The 15532-nt window shown below is 58.0% G+C and carries 19 protein-coding genes; 11 read left to right on the top strand and 8 right to left on the bottom strand.

Annotated features, from left to right (window positions below; genetic code table 11):
• The first annotated feature begins 1 nt into the window (after position 1).
• The 8 genes from ACWFTY_RS00900 (at position 2) to ACWFTY_RS00865 (ending at position 5892) form a co-directional block, all read left to right on the top strand.
• A complete protein-coding gene (locus ACWFTY_RS00900; protein ID WP_447525526.1) occupies positions 2–643 on the top strand; it encodes a nicotinate-nucleotide adenylyltransferase in 642 nt (213 codons plus the stop codon).
• Positions 644–735: 92 nt separating this feature from the next.
• Positions 736–1059 (top strand): ribosome silencing factor, encoded by a 324-nt coding sequence (gene rsfS / locus ACWFTY_RS00895; RefSeq protein ID WP_447526926.1) that lies wholly within the window; start codon positions 736–738, stop codon positions 1057–1059.
• 12 nt (positions 1060–1071) lie between these two features.
• Positions 1072–1497, top strand: coding sequence for a 23S rRNA (pseudouridine(1915)-N(3))-methyltransferase RlmH (locus tag ACWFTY_RS00890; RefSeq protein WP_447525525.1), 426 nt, complete (start codon positions 1072–1074; stop codon positions 1495–1497).
• A gap of 2 nt (positions 1498–1499) precedes the next feature.
• Positions 1500–2699, top strand: coding sequence for a murein hydrolase activator EnvC family protein (locus ACWFTY_RS00885; protein ID WP_447525524.1), 1200 nt, complete (start codon positions 1500–1502; stop codon positions 2697–2699).
• Positions 2700–2826: 127 nt separating this feature from the next.
• On the top strand, positions 2827–4191 hold the full coding sequence (locus ACWFTY_RS00880; protein ID WP_447525523.1) for a S41 family peptidase: 1365 nt from the start codon (positions 2827–2829) through the stop codon (positions 4189–4191).
• A gap of 9 nt (positions 4192–4200) precedes the next feature.
• A complete protein-coding gene (locus ACWFTY_RS00875) occupies positions 4201–4686 on the top strand; it encodes a disulfide bond formation protein B (protein ID WP_447525522.1) in 486 nt (161 codons plus the stop codon).
• On the top strand, positions 4679–5218 hold the full coding sequence (locus tag ACWFTY_RS00870) for a demethoxyubiquinone hydroxylase family protein (protein ID WP_447525521.1): 540 nt from the start codon (positions 4679–4681) through the stop codon (positions 5216–5218). The genes ACWFTY_RS00875 and ACWFTY_RS00870 overlap by 8 nt, the downstream gene beginning before the upstream one ends.
• A 53-nt stretch (positions 5219–5271) precedes the next feature.
• A complete protein-coding gene (locus ACWFTY_RS00865) occupies positions 5272–5892 on the top strand; it encodes a hypothetical protein (protein ID WP_447525520.1) in 621 nt (206 codons plus the stop codon).
• Positions 5893–5912: 20 nt separating this feature from the next.
• Here ACWFTY_RS00865 and ACWFTY_RS00860 read toward each other — a convergent pair whose 3' ends face one another.
• Positions 5913–6332, bottom strand: a complete 420-nt coding sequence (locus ACWFTY_RS00860) for a hypothetical protein (protein ID WP_447525519.1) — start codon at positions 6330–6332, stop codon at positions 5913–5915.
• On the bottom strand, positions 6333–8084 hold the full coding sequence (locus tag ACWFTY_RS00855; protein ID WP_447525518.1) for a DUF885 domain-containing protein: 1752 nt from the start codon (positions 8082–8084) through the stop codon (positions 6333–6335).
• A 142-nt stretch (positions 8085–8226) separates the two neighbouring features.
• Here ACWFTY_RS00855 and ACWFTY_RS00850 point away from each other — a divergent pair, with 142 nt between their 5' ends.
• Positions 8227–8646 carry a DUF2306 domain-containing protein gene (locus ACWFTY_RS00850; protein ID WP_447525517.1) on the top strand — a complete coding sequence of 140 codons (420 nt, stop codon included), beginning with the start codon at positions 8227–8229 and terminating at the stop codon, positions 8644–8646.
• Here the strand turns inward: ACWFTY_RS00850 and ACWFTY_RS00845 are convergent.
• From ACWFTY_RS00845 to ACWFTY_RS00830, 4 genes are read right to left on the bottom strand one after another with little or no spacing between them, the layout of a single operon-like run.
• Positions 8612–10138: a PH domain-containing protein gene (locus ACWFTY_RS00845; RefSeq protein WP_447525516.1), complete on the bottom strand. Its 1527-nt coding sequence runs from the start codon at positions 10136–10138 to the stop codon at positions 8612–8614. The genes ACWFTY_RS00850 and ACWFTY_RS00845 overlap by 35 nt on opposite strands.
• Complete coding sequence (locus ACWFTY_RS00840; RefSeq protein WP_447525515.1) at positions 10135–10680, bottom strand: PH domain-containing protein; 546 nt, start codon at positions 10678–10680, stop codon at positions 10135–10137. Before ACWFTY_RS00840 ends, ACWFTY_RS00845 begins: the two co-directional genes overlap by 4 nt.
• A gap of 47 nt (positions 10681–10727) precedes the next feature.
• On the bottom strand, positions 10728–11732 hold the full coding sequence (locus ACWFTY_RS00835; protein ID WP_447525514.1) for an NAD(P)H-dependent flavin oxidoreductase: 1005 nt from the start codon (positions 11730–11732) through the stop codon (positions 10728–10730).
• Between the two features lie 54 nt (positions 11733–11786).
• The gene (locus ACWFTY_RS00830; protein ID WP_447525513.1) at positions 11787–13055 is read right to left on the bottom strand and encodes an aspartate kinase; all 1269 of its coding nucleotides are present in this window, start codon (positions 13053–13055) and stop codon (positions 11787–11789) included.
• A 68-nt stretch (positions 13056–13123) separates the two neighbouring features.
• Here ACWFTY_RS00830 and ubiG point away from each other — a divergent pair, with 68 nt between their 5' ends.
• Together ubiG and ACWFTY_RS00820 are read left to right on the top strand one after the other, a co-directional pair.
• Positions 13124–13852 carry a bifunctional 2-polyprenyl-6-hydroxyphenol methylase/3-demethylubiquinol 3-O-methyltransferase UbiG gene (ubiG, locus tag ACWFTY_RS00825; protein WP_447525512.1) on the top strand — a complete coding sequence of 243 codons (729 nt, stop codon included), beginning with the start codon at positions 13124–13126 and terminating at the stop codon, positions 13850–13852.
• Positions 13852–14292, top strand: a complete 441-nt coding sequence (locus ACWFTY_RS00820; RefSeq protein ID WP_447525511.1) for a GNAT family N-acetyltransferase — start codon at positions 13852–13854, stop codon at positions 14290–14292. The genes ubiG and ACWFTY_RS00820 overlap by 1 nt, the downstream gene beginning before the upstream one ends.
• Before the next feature lie 72 nt (positions 14293–14364).
• Here the strand turns inward: ACWFTY_RS00820 and ACWFTY_RS00815 are convergent, their stop codons facing one another.
• On the bottom strand, positions 14365–15036 hold the full coding sequence (locus ACWFTY_RS00815) for a glutathione S-transferase family protein (RefSeq protein ID WP_447525510.1): 672 nt from the start codon (positions 15034–15036) through the stop codon (positions 14365–14367).
• A gap of 150 nt (positions 15037–15186) precedes the next feature.
• Entirely contained in the window at positions 15187–15522 is a 336-nt protein-coding gene (locus ACWFTY_RS00810) for a VOC family protein (RefSeq protein WP_447525509.1), read from the bottom strand.
• Between the last annotated feature and the right edge of the window lie 10 nt (positions 15523–15532).

Genomic DNA, 15532 nt, shown 5'->3' with positions numbered 1-15532 from the left:
GGTGAAAACTACCGGCCTTCTCGGTGGATCGTTCAATCCGGCCCATGGTGCCCATCGCTCGATCAGCCTGTTTGCCATGGAGCAGCTTGATCTCGATGAATTCTGGTGGCTGGTTTCGCCTGGCAATCCGCTGAAAGAGGGGGCCAAAGACATGGCCGGGTTGAACGCACGGCTGGCCTCTGCCCAAACAATGGCGCGCCGGAGCAAGATTCAAGCCACTGCCATCGAACAGGAATTTGGTACACGCTATACGTATGACAGCCTGCGCAAACTGGTGCGCCGCTACCCGAAACGGCGATTTATATGGATCATGGGAGCCGACAATCTGGCGCAATTCCACCGCTGGAAAGACTGGCGAAAGATCGCCCGATTATTGCCGATTGCAGTTATTTCCAGACCCGGCTATGATGACGATGCTTTTGCGGCTCCCGCAATGGCTTGGCTGCGGCGCTTCGTCCACCCCGCGAGCCAACGTGGTAACTGGACCAACTGGAGTACGCCGGCGCTGACATTCCTGCGCTATCGTCCCGACCCACGCTCGGCCACCGCGATCCGGATGGCCCGGCCCCATTGGCATCAGCAATATGATGATCGCCGCGTTCGTGACGCGGTGACACACCGGCTGATTGGCCCAGAAGATTAGGATTTAAGTTGACGAAACCGAAGGTAAAAGCTCTGAAATCTGCCACTTCCAAGGAAGGAAAGGCCGAATCAGACGCGCTCCATGCGCTGGTCATGAAATCGCTCGACGATGATCAGGCTCAGGACGTTGTCTCCATACCGCTGGCAGGCAAAAGCAATATTGCGGACCATATGGTGATCGCCGAAGGGCGTTCGACCAGACAGGTTGCCGCGATTGCCCAGAAGCTTGCCGAGCGGGTCAAACAGGCTGGCGGTACCGCCCGAATCGAAGGCCTCGCCAATGCCGACTGGGTCTTGATCGATGCTGGCGACGTAATCGTGCACCTGTTCCGGCCAGAAGTGCGCAGCTTCTACAATCTGGAACGGATGTGGGCTGTCGATGAGGAAGGCGATGCGGCGGAAGTCGCCGAAGCCTGATTCTGCCGGGCGATGAGATTGCATATCGTCGCCCGCGGTAAAATTGGCCGCAGCCCGGAAGCGGAGCTCGTCGACCGCTATGTGAAGCGTATCGGCTGGGACGTGAAGATCAGCGAACTGCCCGATCAGGGCGGCAAGTCACCAAAGCTGCAGCAAGGCGTCACCAAGATTATCGCTATGGACGAAGCGGGCGAAAACTGGACCTCGAAGGAATTTTCGGATTTGCTCTCGGCCTGGCGCGATGACGGAGCGCGCGAAGCGCGTTTCCTGATCGGTGCCGCTGACGGCTTGAGCGCCGAGGAACGCGCCAGCGCGGACCATTTCTTCTCTTTCGGCAAGGCGACCTGGCCGCATATGATGGCGCGGGCGATGCTGGCGGAGCAACTGTTCCGGGCAACGTCGATCATTGCCGGTCATCCCTATCACCGGGAGGGATGAGCATGGTTATCCGTTCTATTCTCGCCCTGATCGGTTTTCTCGGCCTGGCCACCGCGGGAGCAGCGCTGCTTTCAGCGCAGAGCCCCGGACCAAGTCTATCAGAACAGCAGCGCAGCCTGTTGACTGCGCGCGAACAGTCCGAACGCGCGCGCCAGCGTAGTGATGCGTTGCGACGCCAGGCCGAAGCGGCCAGCAATGATGCCGACCGGATCGCCGCCGAAGCCGCTGCTCTCGCCGCGCGTATCCAGTCCGCGGAAGCCGATATCAAGGCAGCGCGGACGCGCATCGCCATCGTCAACCAACTTCAGCAGCGCCAGCGTGCACGTCTGGCGGAAAAGCAGGGGCCGATGATCCGCCTGACCGCTGCGCTGCAGATGATGACCCGCAAGCCGACCGCCCTTGCTCTGGTAGAACCGCGTTCGCTCGACGAGCTTATCTATATGCGCTCAATTCTGTCAGCCGTGATGCCGGAAATCGAGCGGCGGACCGCCAGCTTGCGCGATGAAGTCAGGGAGGGCGAACAGCTTCGGCTGCAATCCGTCCGTGCGATTGCATCGCTCGACGAAAGTCAGCGCCGTCTGACCGAGCGGCGACGGCAACTGGCCAGTCTGGAAGCCAGCGAACGGATTGAAGCCGCGCGATTTTCCGACGATGCCGGGATTGAACAGGACCAGGCGCTGGCCCTTGGCGAGGAAGCGCGGGACATACTGGATCTGATGGACCAGATTCGCGAAAGCGGAGCGGTCCGCGAATCGCTGGCCGAACTGGAGGGACCTGTTTTGCGGCCCGGTCAGGGGAAAGAGGCGTTGGTCAAGCAGCCGAAGCAGAATAGCACTGTCGCCAATGCGTACCGTTTGCCCGTGATCGGTGAAATTGTCACCGGCCTCGGCGAGATATCCGATAGTGGCTATCGCTCGCGCGGCCTCACGATTGCCGTCGACCCCGGTGCACAGATTGTAGCGCCGGCAGCGGGGCGGGTGGCCTATTCCGGCCGTTATCGGGGCTATGGCAATATCCTGATCATCGAACATGATGCCGGCTGGACCAGTCTGATCACCAATATGGCGACGAGCAGCGTCGCGGTCGGCGACCGGGTGGTGCAGGGCGCTCCGGTCGGGCGATCCGGTTCCGATGATCCCACCGTCACCGTTGAACTGCGCCGCAATGGCAGGCCAATTGATATTGCCGCTCTGGTTGGTTGAAAAAGGGCAAAACGACTCGAAAAGCGTTGTTGGTCGAAGGCTTCCGTCATTATTGGTTAAGCTGCTTTGCTTTACAGACGATTCCAGCCTATATTTGACGCCGATCTAGACCGACAGGACACTATTGATGAAAAAGCCCGTTTTGCAAGCCGCCGCCCTTGTGCTGACTGTTGCGCTTTTGCCCGCGACAACTTCTGCAATTTCGGCTGTGGACGCAAATACCTATCGCGAAATGGAGCAATTCATGAGCGTCTTTGAGCGGGTCCGGAATGACTATGTCGATCAGGTCGACGATGCTGATCTGATCAAGGGCGCCATTGAAGGCATGCTTGGCAGTCTTGACCCGCACAGCAGCTTCCTCGACGCGCGCGATTTCGAAAATCTGCGGACCCAGACCGACGGCAATTACGGTGGCCTGGGCCTTTCGGTGACGCTGGAAGACGGCGCCGTGAAAGTCATCGCTCCGTTCAAGGATACGCCGGCAGACAAGGCGGGCGTGAAAGCGGGCGACTATATCACCCATATTGATGGCGAGCTGATCTACGGCGGCACGCTGGATGAAGCCGTTGAGGAAATGCGCGGCAAGCCCGGCGAACCGATCACCATCACGATTGTCCGCCCCGGCCGTGACAAGCCATTTGATGTTTCGATGAAACGCGCGATTATCGATCTCAAGCCGGTGACCTGGGAGATCAAGGACCAGATCGGCGTGATCAGCATCAACAGCTTCTCCAATGACACCGGCGCCGATGTCGCCGCAGCGATTGTTGGCATCGACAAGTCTCTCGGCAAGAAACCGCTCGGCTATGTGCTGGATCTGCGGTCCAATCCCGGCGGCTTGCTCGATGAAGCCGTGTCTGTCTCCGATGTATTCCTGTCGCGCGGAGAAATCGTTTCGCAGCGCGGACGCGAAAAATCCGATATCGAACGCTATTTTGCCAAGAGCGGTGATGCCGCTGGCGGCCTGCCAATCATTGTCCTGATCGATGCGGGCTCGGCTTCGGCTTCCGAAATTGTTGCCGGTGCCTTGCAGGACCATCATCGCGCACTGGTCATGGGCGAGCGCAGTTTCGGCAAGGGTTCGGTGCAGACATTGCTGCCGCTTTCGAACAGCAGCGCATTGCGCCTGACGACAGCGCGCTATTACACGCCATCGGGCAAGTCGGTGCAGGAGGGCGGGATCGAACCCGATATCAACGTACCGCAATTGTCCGATCCGGATTACAAGACCCGGCCCCGGTTCCGGGAATCCGATCTGCGCCGTCATCTGGTCAACGAGATCAAGTTGAAAGACGAAGTGCTCGAAGAAGACAGCAAGGAAGATCCACGCTTCAAGCAGACAGCAGAAGAATTGAAGGAGCAGGGCGTTGAAGATTTCCAGCTGCATTATGCTCTGGAGACGATTGGCCGCCTCGGAGCAGAAGGATTGAAAATGGCGATGAACAAGGCTGCTAAAAAACCTGCGAAGAAAACACTGGCTGCGAAAAACTAGGCCCTTCTGATGGCATCCATCCGTATTGCTGCCATATTGGCCTTCCTGCTTCCAACAGCTTTGCTCGGCGGTGCGCTGATCGGACAATATGGCTTTGGCCTTTATCCCTGTGAAATGTGCATGTGGCAAAGATGGCCGCATCTCGCCGCTATCATCCTTGCCTTTTTTGCGCTGATGTTGCGTTCCAAATCCGGATCGATGCTGATGGTGGTCGCCGCAGCGATGGCAATATTGATCAGCGGGCTGATCGGCGGCTTTCACGCCGGTGTGGAATATGACTGGTGGGAAGGGATTACCTCCTGCGCGACCAATCTTGCGGCAGGTGGGAATATGCTCGATTCGATCATGAATGCGCCGCTCGTCCGCTGTGATGTCGCGCCCTGGTCGCTGTTCGGCATTTCGCTGGCCGGCTATAATTTTCTCTTGTCAGTCAGTGGCGCTATCCTCATCTTGATGATGCTTGCGAAGCAGCGAAAGGGTGCCAACTATGTCTGAGACGAAATTGGGACAAACAGGAGCCGATATCGCGTCGATGATCCGCGTCAATCAGGCCGGTGAATATGGCGCGGCGCAAATCTACAAAGGCCAGCTTGCGGTGATGGGCGACAATGCGCCGCAGAGCAGCGAGATCCATCATATGGCCGAGCAAGAGCGACGGCATCTCGACGCTTTTGACCAGATGATCGCCGAGCGCGGAGTGCGGCCCACGGCGCTGCAACCTTTCTGGAAAATTGCGGGCTATGCGTTGGGCGCGACAACGGCGGCGATGGGCCCCCGGGCTGCCATGGCCTGTACGGCGGCGGTCGAAACCGAAATCGACCACCATTATCAGGAACAGCTTGATGCGCTTGAGGCAGAAAGCGAACCCGAACTGACCCGTATGATTGCGGAGTTTCGCGAAGAGGAATTGGAGCATAAGGCAACCGCAATTGCATCGGGAGCGGAAGACGCTCCCGGCTATCCGGTTTTGAGCGCGGCGATCCGGCTGGGCTGCCGGGTTGCGATAGGATTATCGAAACGAATTTAGGAAGCGCAACCCGCTTCAGCACCGGTTCAGAACGGTGCGGACAAAGGAACAATATGATGAAGAAAATTTTGATCTCCGCCGCCGCACTCTCAGGTGCAGGCTTGTTGGCATTTCCGGTGCAGGCCCAGGATCAGGCCGGAGACCGGGTCAATCAGCTGGTCATCTATGGTGACGACGCCTGTCCGCAAAGCAGTGCTGAAGAGATTGTCGTCTGCGCGCGCAAAGACGAGGGTGATCGGTACCGGATTCCCGAAACCCTGAGAAGCGGCAGTCTGGGTGATGCCAAGAATCAGGGATGGTCGGAACGGGTCAGATCCTATGAATATGTCGGAGCTTCCGGGACCAGCAGCTGTTCGCCCACCGGCGCGGGTGGCTTCACCGGATGTACACAGGAATTATTGCGTCAGGCCTATGCCGAAAAGGGCATTGATGACACGGTCAACTGGGGACAGCTGATCGAGGAGGAACGCCAGAAACGCCTGTCCCGGATCGACGCGGAAGCGGATGCCGTGGAAGAACGGTTGCTCGAAATCGAAGCCCAGCGGGAAGCGCGGGAAGCAGCGGCCGAGGCGGCCAGAGAACGGCTCGATGCAAAGGATGCGGATGCGCTGAAAGTCACCAATGACCTTGCCGTGCCACCGGGGGCAGATGAAACCCCTGGAGAAGACGACTGAATTTTATTGGCTGCGTTGGTTCAATCTGCTTCTTCCAGCAAGTTGCCAATGCTGTCATCGATTGTAAAGCTGGCGATAATCCATCCGGAAGAACGCTTGTAAAACGACAGTTTTAATCGCGTAGCATATTCGTTTTGAAAAATGAGGTAGCTGTTCTCGACATATCTGTTCGAGGCAGATTTTTGCTGCACCAGTTCCCATCCTTCAACGGGTCCGTATATATCCAGCAATGTCTGGATATTGGTCTTGATCTGGGCTGTCAGTGTGGCGGTGCTGTCCAATAACGGGGAGGCCGTCACCAGTTCGGTAAATTCGTCGATATCGCCGTTCTGGTACGCAACCAACACTTCGTTCGCCAGGGTTTCCGGCGTTTCTTGTGCCAGCGAGGGCACCGCTGCGGACAGAGCGATTACGCTCAAAATGGCTCGTAGCAATTTCATCTATTTCTGTCCTTCAATCCACCGGTTCACCTGCGCTTCGAGCATATCGAGCGGTACGGCGCCTTGTCCAAGTACGACATCGTGAAATGCGCGCAGGTCAAATTTATCGCCGAGTTCGCTTGTTGCCTTGCGGCGTAGTTCGCGAATTTTTAGCTCGCCCATTTTATAGGCCAGTGCCTGGCCGGGCCAGCTGATATAGCGGTTCACTTCCGCTTCGATATTGGCTTCGCTCAGCGCTGTATTGTCAGTCATGAAGTCGATTGCCCGCTGCTTGCTCCAGCCCTTGCTGTGGATACCGGTATCGACCACCAGCCGGCAGGCGCGCCACATCTCATAGGATAGCCGCCCCATATTCTTGGCCGGCGTATCATAAAGATCCATTTCAATGCCGAGCCGCTCAGAATAGAGACCCCAACCTTCGACAAAGGCGGTGAAAAACGCGCCATGTTTGCGGAAGTCCGGCATGTCGAGCTCCTGCTGCAGAGCGATTTGCTGGTGGTGGCCGGGCACCGCTTCGTGCACGCTCAGCGCCGGAATTTCCCAGAAGGGCCGTTGGTCGAGCTTCGACGTGTTGACATAATAATAGCCGGCAATGCCTACGTCTGGCGAGCCCGGATTATAATAAGCGGTCGTCGTGCCTTCCGCGGTCTCGGCAGGGATTTCCTTGATGCCATACGGCAGGCGCGCGAGCTTGCCGATGATCGAGGGCATTTTGCCATCGATGATCTTGTTCACCCGAGCGACCTTTTCCATCAGCTCTTCCGGTGTTTTTGCATAATATTGCGGGTCGGTGCGGAGATGTTCGATAAACGCTTCGCGCGTGTCGTAACCAGCCTCCTTGGCGACCTCGACCATTTCGGCGCGAATCCGCTTCACTTCGCTCAGGCCGATATTGTGAATCTCGTCTGCGGTCTTTGCGGTGGTCGTCATCTGCCGGATACGAAAATCATAATATTTCGCGCCCCCGGGCTGGGCCGAGACGCCGGGTGCTTTGGCGCAGTTCGGGGCATAATCCTTTATATACCAGTCGAGATGCTTCTTTAGGGCAGGATTGATCAGCGCGCTGATGGTGACCATGGCGCTTCCTGTCAGGCCTTCAAAAACTTCGGGGTCCATGCCGTCGGGCACTTTGCGTTTAAACGGTTCAAAAAAACGAGATTCGCGAGGATCATCCGTGATCAGACCGGAGATGCTTGTTTCGTAACCGACCATCGACACACAAGGCTGGACATAGCTGCCGGCGAGGGCCTTATTGGCGACTGCAATCGACTGGTCGTTGACCTTGGCATATTGTTTCAGCCGGTTGATATAGGTCTGGTAATCCTCCGCGTTGCGGAATGGCAGATTGTTTTGCATGCTGGCAAAATTCTGGTGCCAGCCGCCGCGGTTGGTGAAGTTGATGGTGCGCTGACCATAAGTGTTCGCCTCGATCTGTTCGGCGAGCGTCCGGCGCAATATGCCATGGTTGGTTTTGTCGTCCTCGCTCAGCGCACCGGTGTCGATCGCGTCCAGTTGCGCGAGCCAGGCCTTGGCCTTTGCGACGCGGCTGTCTTCGGCCTCCAGACTGGCATCGCTGACTCGGCCAATCGGATCGTCGACGCCGAGCGAAGATGCAAATTCCGGATATTGTTCTAGCTGATAGGCCCAATATTGGTCGACTATATCTTTCAGCGCCGTATTGTCCTGTGCGATCGCCGGACTGCCGAACACAACCAATGCCGCCGTTCCCATAGCCAAAATCATCTTGCGCATATTGTGCTCCTTTTTATAGTCGATCCAACCAACGGAGATTGTCATCCTCTTTAAACCAAAGCCTAATCGGTCCAGCAATCCCAAGCAACTAATTCTGACTGATGGCTATGACCGCCTGCTCGGCAGTCTCTCGATCGTTTTGATGCTTGCCGTGATCGCGGCCCTTGTCCGTGGTCAGAGCCAATGGGATATGCTTCCTTGGCAGATATGGGCGCACCTCGCGACCCTCAGCATTGCACTGCTGTTAACACCCGTCATGTTGTGGCGAAAGCGCGGAGACAGTCTGCACCGGCAACTGGGTTGGGTCTGGTCGCTGGCGATGGTCGTCACCGCATTGATCAGCTTTGACATAAGGCAAGTTAATGATGGGGGATTAAGCTTTATTCATGTGCTGTCGGTCATGACGCTGGTCCTTGTGCCGCTGCTGATCTGGGAAGCACGACGACACAAGATTGCCGCTCATCGTTCGGCGGTCAGGGGCTTGATAACCGGTGCTTTGCTCCTTGCGGGCTTTTTCACTTTTCCATTCAACCGGCTGTTGGGGAACTGGCTGTTCGGCTGATCAACTGGCTGCGCAGGTCCATCGCTTTTGCAAACGGGATCGCCTCGATTTTCAGCGGCCGGATTGACGAGCCGCCGGCAATGCCGATCGTGACTGTCGCGAGGCCCAGCGGATGATCGAGCGGCCTCTGGCTGACATCGACGGTCTGAATCTTGCGAAGCGGAAGGGTGGTCGAGATGCGTCGCCACCAGCCCGATCGCACATATATTTGGCTATCGGTCAAAGCATATTGATGGTGCCGCCAGTTGAGATATTTGATCAGGCCGACCGGGACTGCCAGTAGAATGATGCCGAAAAGCCCGGTATGTACGAACAGTCCGGTGCCGAGGGCGATGGCCGTTAGGAGCAGCGAGACCATGACAGTGCCGCGCCACCAGAAGGCGGGGTTAACGCCCTGAAATACCAGATCGGCAGGAGCCGGGCGAATGGCGCATTCTTCAAGGATCGGTTCGATCTCTGCCAGACTTGCGCAGGGCGCGGCGCTATGATCCGTCTCGCCACTGGCGTCGCTGGCCAGTGATGTGAATTTCAGATGATACCAGCCAAAGCGCGCGCGAACCGGACCGGTCTGCAGGATTGCCGCCTGAACCCGATGGATCGGCATCACCATGTCGGTCAGCGTGAACAGCCCGCGCCGTCGCCGGAAACCGGGCTGTCCGCTGTCGGTCCGGTCCAGTCGGAAGCCATATTCGCGGACGAAAGTTCGGACGATACCGCTGACAAAGCCTATCAGCACCAGCGACAGGATCGCGGCCAGCGCGCCGCCGATACGGACCCATGAACCAAAAGCATTGATCGTGTCCTGTTCCGGAAACGCATCGATCCAGCTACGCGGATCGAAGAAACCGTCGGGCAGCAGGAAGTCCAGATTCTGCGCAAGGGCGCCGAGTATTGCCAGCAGGACGAAGGAGAAATTGAACAGTCCGGCGATCAATATGCGGCGGTTATCCATCGCGAATAGCGGCGGGGTGTCTGTCGCGCTCTGGTGGTCTTCCGCAGGGGTCGCGGCTGCGCGCAATCCTGCTTTATAGTCGCGGATCGTGTCGCGCAGCTGCTCTGCGTCAGACCGCGACAGCGCGTCGAGCTGGCCGTCTTCGCCGCCGCCGGATCCGGTTTCCAGCGCTACCGTGGTCAGGCCCAGCAAGCGGCTAATCAGCTTCTGCTCGAGACTGACATCCTGAATCCGGTCGAACGGAATCGAGCGGTTGTTTCGGTTGAGCAGGCCGCTTTTGATCCGGATTTCCCGCTCTGTGACCTGATAGGTAAAGCGGGACCAGATCAGAGTGGTGACGCCGACGACCAGCGAGATCAGCGCGAGTGCGGCGAGACCGGTGTAGAAGAAATTCTGATCGAACAGGCTGAAATGGAGGACGAATATCGCGACGATATTCCGGCCCAGCATCGACAGTGATTTCAGGATGATGCTGAGCGGGTGCAGCCGCCGAAAGGGCGCTGCATCGCGATCCAGCGCTGTTGTCGCCTCGTCGCTCATATCATGTCTTGGCGGATATGGCCCTTGATCGTCTCGCGCATATCCTCGGCATCGGCAGTGGCGAGGCCGGGCAGGGTGACGATGCTGTTGTGCGTTCCGGCGGTGTGCACGATCAGGGTCGAGAGGCCGAACATCCGCTGCAGCGGGCCCTGTGCGACGTCGATATGCTGAATTCGATTGAAGGGGACGATTGTGTCGGTTCGCCAGAGGAAGCCGCGGAGCACCCGCAATTGCTCGTCGCCCATGTCATAGCCCCAGCGGCGATAGATGCGATTGGGCAGGACGAAAACCTGCAAAATCGTGAAGAATGCCGCGGGGACCAGCACCATTCCCGGCTGCACCTCATGATGTATATAAAGCAGAAATTCTGCGACCGAGGCGAGTATCAGCAGGATCAGCGCCCGCAGGATCATATTGACCCGGATCAGGCTTTTCTGCGGCGGGTGGAGGGGTGTGAGGCCCTGATTATAGCCGGGTGACGGGTCCGGTTCCATCGCCGCGAATTGATCGGAATTGGAAGAATTGGAAGCATGTTCGGTCATGTCCTGCCTATGCCCAAGCTGTATCGTTCAGGCAAGACGGTTGGCCGCTATCGTGCCAGTGCGGTTTCTGCCTGGTCGATCAGAGATTTGATAATTTCGGCCACGGATTCTTCCGCCTTGACCATTCCAACCGACTGTCCGGCCATGACACTTCCATGCTCAATATCGCCATCTATGACCGCTTTTCGTAACGCTCCTGCCCAAAAATGTTCAATTTGTAACTGTGCTTCGCCCATTTCGATCGCGCCGGAATCCAATAATTTGGCGACCTCGATCTGCTTGCGGGTAAATTCCTCGGTGCCCTTGTTCTTCAGCGCGCGGACCGGGATCACCGGCAGGCGCGGATCGACCTGGACGCTGGTGATTGCATCGCGGGCGTTGCCGCGGATGAAGGCTTTCTTGAAATCGGGATGGGCGATCGATTCATGGGCGCAGACAAAGCGCGTGCCGAGCTGGACGCCGCTGGCGCCCATTTCGAGATAGGCGGCGATCATTTCGCCGGTGCCGATTCCGCCGGCGACGAAGACTGGTAGTTGATCGGCTATTTCAGGAAGGATTTCCTGCGCGAGCACGGAGGTGGAAACCGGTCCGATATGGCCACCCGCTTCCATGCCCTCTATGACGATGGCATCGACACCGGAACGGACGAATTTCTTGGCCAGCGCCATGGCGGGGGCGAAGCAAATGACTTTCGCGCCGGTTTCCTTGATCGCCTCGAGGCTGCCCTTGGGCGGCAGGCCACCGGCGAGAACAACATGGGTCACGGCATGTTTGCCGCAAACCGCAATCAGTTCCATCAGGTCGGGATGCATGGTGATCAGATTGACGCCAAACGGCTTGTCGGTGCGCTTTTTCGTTTCGGCAATTTCGGTGTCGAGCAAATCCGGCGTCATCGCACCGCAGGCAATCACACCAAAGCCGCCGGCGTTGGATATCGCGCTGACCAGATTGCGTTCCGAAACCCAGGACATAGCCCCGCACATGATCGCGGTTTCGCAGCCGAGAAAATCGGTACCGCGTTGCATGAGATGCTGGAGTTTGGATTGGGTCATATTTTTCTTTCGGTCAGGCGTTTTGGCAAGCCAGGGAGGCTAACAGAGTTCGGCTCAAGCCGCATCCTCTGCGTCCAACCCATAAGCCGTGTGCAACACGCGTAGTGCCAGCTCAGTATAATCTTCCTCGATCAGCACGCTGACCTTGATTTCCGAAGTGGTGATCGCCTGGATATTGACGCCGCGCTCGGCCAGCGCCTTGAACATGGTGGCGGCGATACCTGCGTGGCTTTTCATGCCGACGCCGACGACCGAGATTTTGGCGACATTGCTGTCGGGGATCAGGCGGTTGAAGCCGATGCCTTCGCGGGCGCCTTCCAGTACCTGCATCGCCTGGTCGAGATCGGCGCTGGGCACGGTGAAGGTCACATCGGTTTCGCCTTTTTCGCGGCCGACATTCTGGATAATCATATCGACGTTGATAGCCGCATCGGCGAGCGGCGCAAAAATATTGGCAACCGCGCCGGGCTTGTCGGGCACGCGGGTCAGGGTGATTTTGGATTCATTCTTGTCGTGGGCGATGCCGGTAATCAATTGGCCTTCCATATCGTCCGTCTCCATTTCGTCTTCGCTGATAATCATTGTTCCGGGCAGGTCGTCCGCGGTCCAGTTGGTATTTTCATCGGTGAAGGAAGACAGCACCTGGATGCGCACGCCTTCTTTCATCGCCAGCCCGACCGAGCGGGTCTGCAAAACCTTTGCCCCGACGCTCGCCAGTTCCAGCATTTCCTCGAAAGTCACGGTCTTCAGCTTGCGCGCCCGGGTCACGATGCGCGGGTCGGATGTATACACGCCATCGACATCGGTGTAGATATCGCAGCGATCGGCCTTGACCGCTGCCGCTATGGCAACCGCGCTGGTATCGGAGCCACCGCGTCCCAATGTCGTGATCCGGCCATCCTCGCTAATGCCCTGGAAACCCGGAATGATCGCGATTTCGCCGCTCTGCATGGATGCGGTCAGCGCCGTTGCGTCGATAGAATCAATCCGTGCCTTGCTATGCGCCTCGATCGTATGGATCGGCATTTGCCAGCCCAGCCAGCTGCGCGCCTTTGCGCCCAGAGACTGCAAGGCGATGGCGAGCAGGCCCGAAGTCACCTGTTCGCCCGAGGCGACGACGACGTCATATTCTGCCGGATCATAAAGCGAACTGGCTTCGCGGCAGAAATTGACCAGCCGGTCGGTATCGCCGGCCATGGCGGATACCACCACTGCCACTTCGTGCCCGGCGTCGGACTGCTGTTTGACGATCTGCGCCACCCGGCGGATACGTTCGATTCCGGCCATCGAGGTGCCGCCGAATTTCATCACTATGCGTGCCATGCTGCTGTCGGTAAAACTTTCGATAAAAAGGGCCTGAACAGGATTGAAAAGCCTGATAAAGAGGGGGCATGACAAAGGCAAGTAGCACAATCAAGCCCGAAGAAGCCGCACATTTCGGTGCGCTAGCCGCAGACTGGTGGGACCCGAAGGGGTCTTCGGCCATGTTACACCGGCTGAATCCGGTGCGGCTCACATATATACGCGACGCGATTGACCTGCATTTTCATTGCGACAGCAGCTTGCTGAAACCGCTTTCCGGCAAGAGGGCGCTGGATGTCGGTTGCGGTGCCGGCCTGCTCTGCGAACCGTTGGCCAGATTGGGCGCGCGCGTGACCGGGCTGGATGCGGCAGCGGAAAATATCGCGGTGGCCAAGGCGCATGCCGGACCGCAGGGTCTGGATATCGATTATCGCAACGAGGCAATCGAGGATTTTACGGGCCGTGGCTTTGATCTGGTGACCTCGCTGGAAGTGATCGAACATGTCGATGATCCGCAGGGATTCGTGAACGGTCTGGCCAAGGCTATGGCTGATGATGGCTTGATGATCATCTCGACCCCCAATCGCACAGCGCTGTCCAACCTGCTGCTGGTCGAACTGGCCGAGCGGAGCGGGCAGATTCCGCGCGGAACCCATCATCACGAACAGTTCATCACGCCGGAAGAGCTGGAGAAGCTGCTCAACAGCGCCGGTCTCGAGGTCGTCGACACCAGCGGCCTGTCCTACAGTCCGGCCAGGGGCTTTGCGCTGTCCGACAATCTGTCGCTCAACTATCTGATGACTGTCGTCAAAGCCTGATGGTCGATGTCCGGCCCTATGGCATTGACGACAAGAACGCCTGCCTTGCCCTGTTTGACAGCAATGTCCCGGATTTTTTCGATCCGACAGAGCGCGACTTGTTTGTCGACTTTCTCGACCGGCCGAAAGGGAAGTATTTCTGCATCGAAAAGGACGGGCGGATTGTCGGTTGCGGTGGCTTTGCCAGGGAGGAGCGGGGGCAGGCGCGCTTTACCTGGGGCATGGTCGATCAGGCGCTCCACGGCGACGGTCTCGGACGGCTGCTGACCGAGCATCGGCTGCAGGAAATTGTCAGGTCCGGCGACTATAGCGAAGCCGACCTTTCCACTACGCCACGAATCGCGCCCTTCTTCGAGAAATTCGGATTTATCGAAATCGGCCGGGAAAAAGACGGCTTTGCGCCCGGCATGGACAAGGTGTTGATGATCAAGACGCTTTAGTGGTTGTCGTAACCAGACCCCGGATCAAGTCCGGGGTTGACGCTGCGGAACGCTATCGCATTCCGTGGCGCGTCAAAAATCCACTTTTTCATAATGGGGTGGCGGTGCGATCACTTCCATCCGTTCGGACAATAACGGCCGGAAGGAAGGGCGGGATTTGAACATGCTGTACCAGGCCTTGGTCTGTTCGTGCCCCGTCCAGTCGATTGTGCCAAGATAGTCCGCAACTGAAATCTGCGCCGCCGCCGCGAGATCGGCGAGGCTCATTGTTGCTCCGGCCAGCCAGCTGCGGTGGTCGATCAGATAGTCGACATAGTCGAGATGCGAATTCGCCCGGCGCATCGCTTCGCGCAAGATCTTGGCATCGGGTGGCTCGCGCCGGACCAGCCTCTTGTGCATGCGCTCGTGCATCATCGGCGCGGTGACATCGCCGTAAAATTGCTCGTCAAACCAGGCTACCAGACGCCGGATCTCGGCTCGGTTTACCGCCGTGCCGTTGATCATCGGGGCCTTCTCGACCGTTTCCTCGATATATTCGCAAATGGCGACGCTATCGACCAGCTGGATGTCGCGCTCGCTATGTTTCATCACCGGGGTGCGGCCGGTCGGGTTCATCGCCAGAAAATCGTCGCGCTGATCCCATGGCGATTCGCGGACAAGCTCATAGCCAACCGACTTCTCGCCCAGCAGCAAGCGGACTTTACGGGAAAACGGACATAGGGGGAATTGGTACAACTGCCACATGGGATCGTGTTAGTCCTGAATATGATTCTGGGGAAGAGCTATGATGCAGGACAGTCAGATTATACTGCGACGGACAGCCTATAGCATTAGCGTGCCGATTACAGCCGGTGCTTCATCCTTCTCCCCGATAGCTTGTGCGGGAGGGCAGTATTAGTCCGGCTGATAGATGGCCAGCCGGTTGCCCGCCGGATCGAGGCATTCGAAACGCCGTCCGCCGGGGAAGGCGAAGATTTCCTGGACGATTTCGCCGTTCGCGGCCTTGACCTGCGCAAGCGATGCTTCGAGATCATCGGTCTGGAAGGTGGGCATCGGCGCGACCGGTTCGGGTCCTGCGGCGATTCCGATTTGTACCGGTCCGTCTTCAACGGCGGCATAGCCCGGGCCATAATCGGTGAAGGCAAAGCCGAAGGCCTGTTCGTAAAAGGCCTTGCTGGCGGGCAGGTCGCTGGCTTTCATTTCGAGATAGTTCGGGGTGATTTTCGGCATGGGTTTTCCC

The organism is Parasphingorhabdus sp. NYA22 (assembly GCF_976973735.1).
Note: the sequence above shows the minus strand (reverse complement) of the source record. Positions and strands in the feature narration are given on the sequence as shown.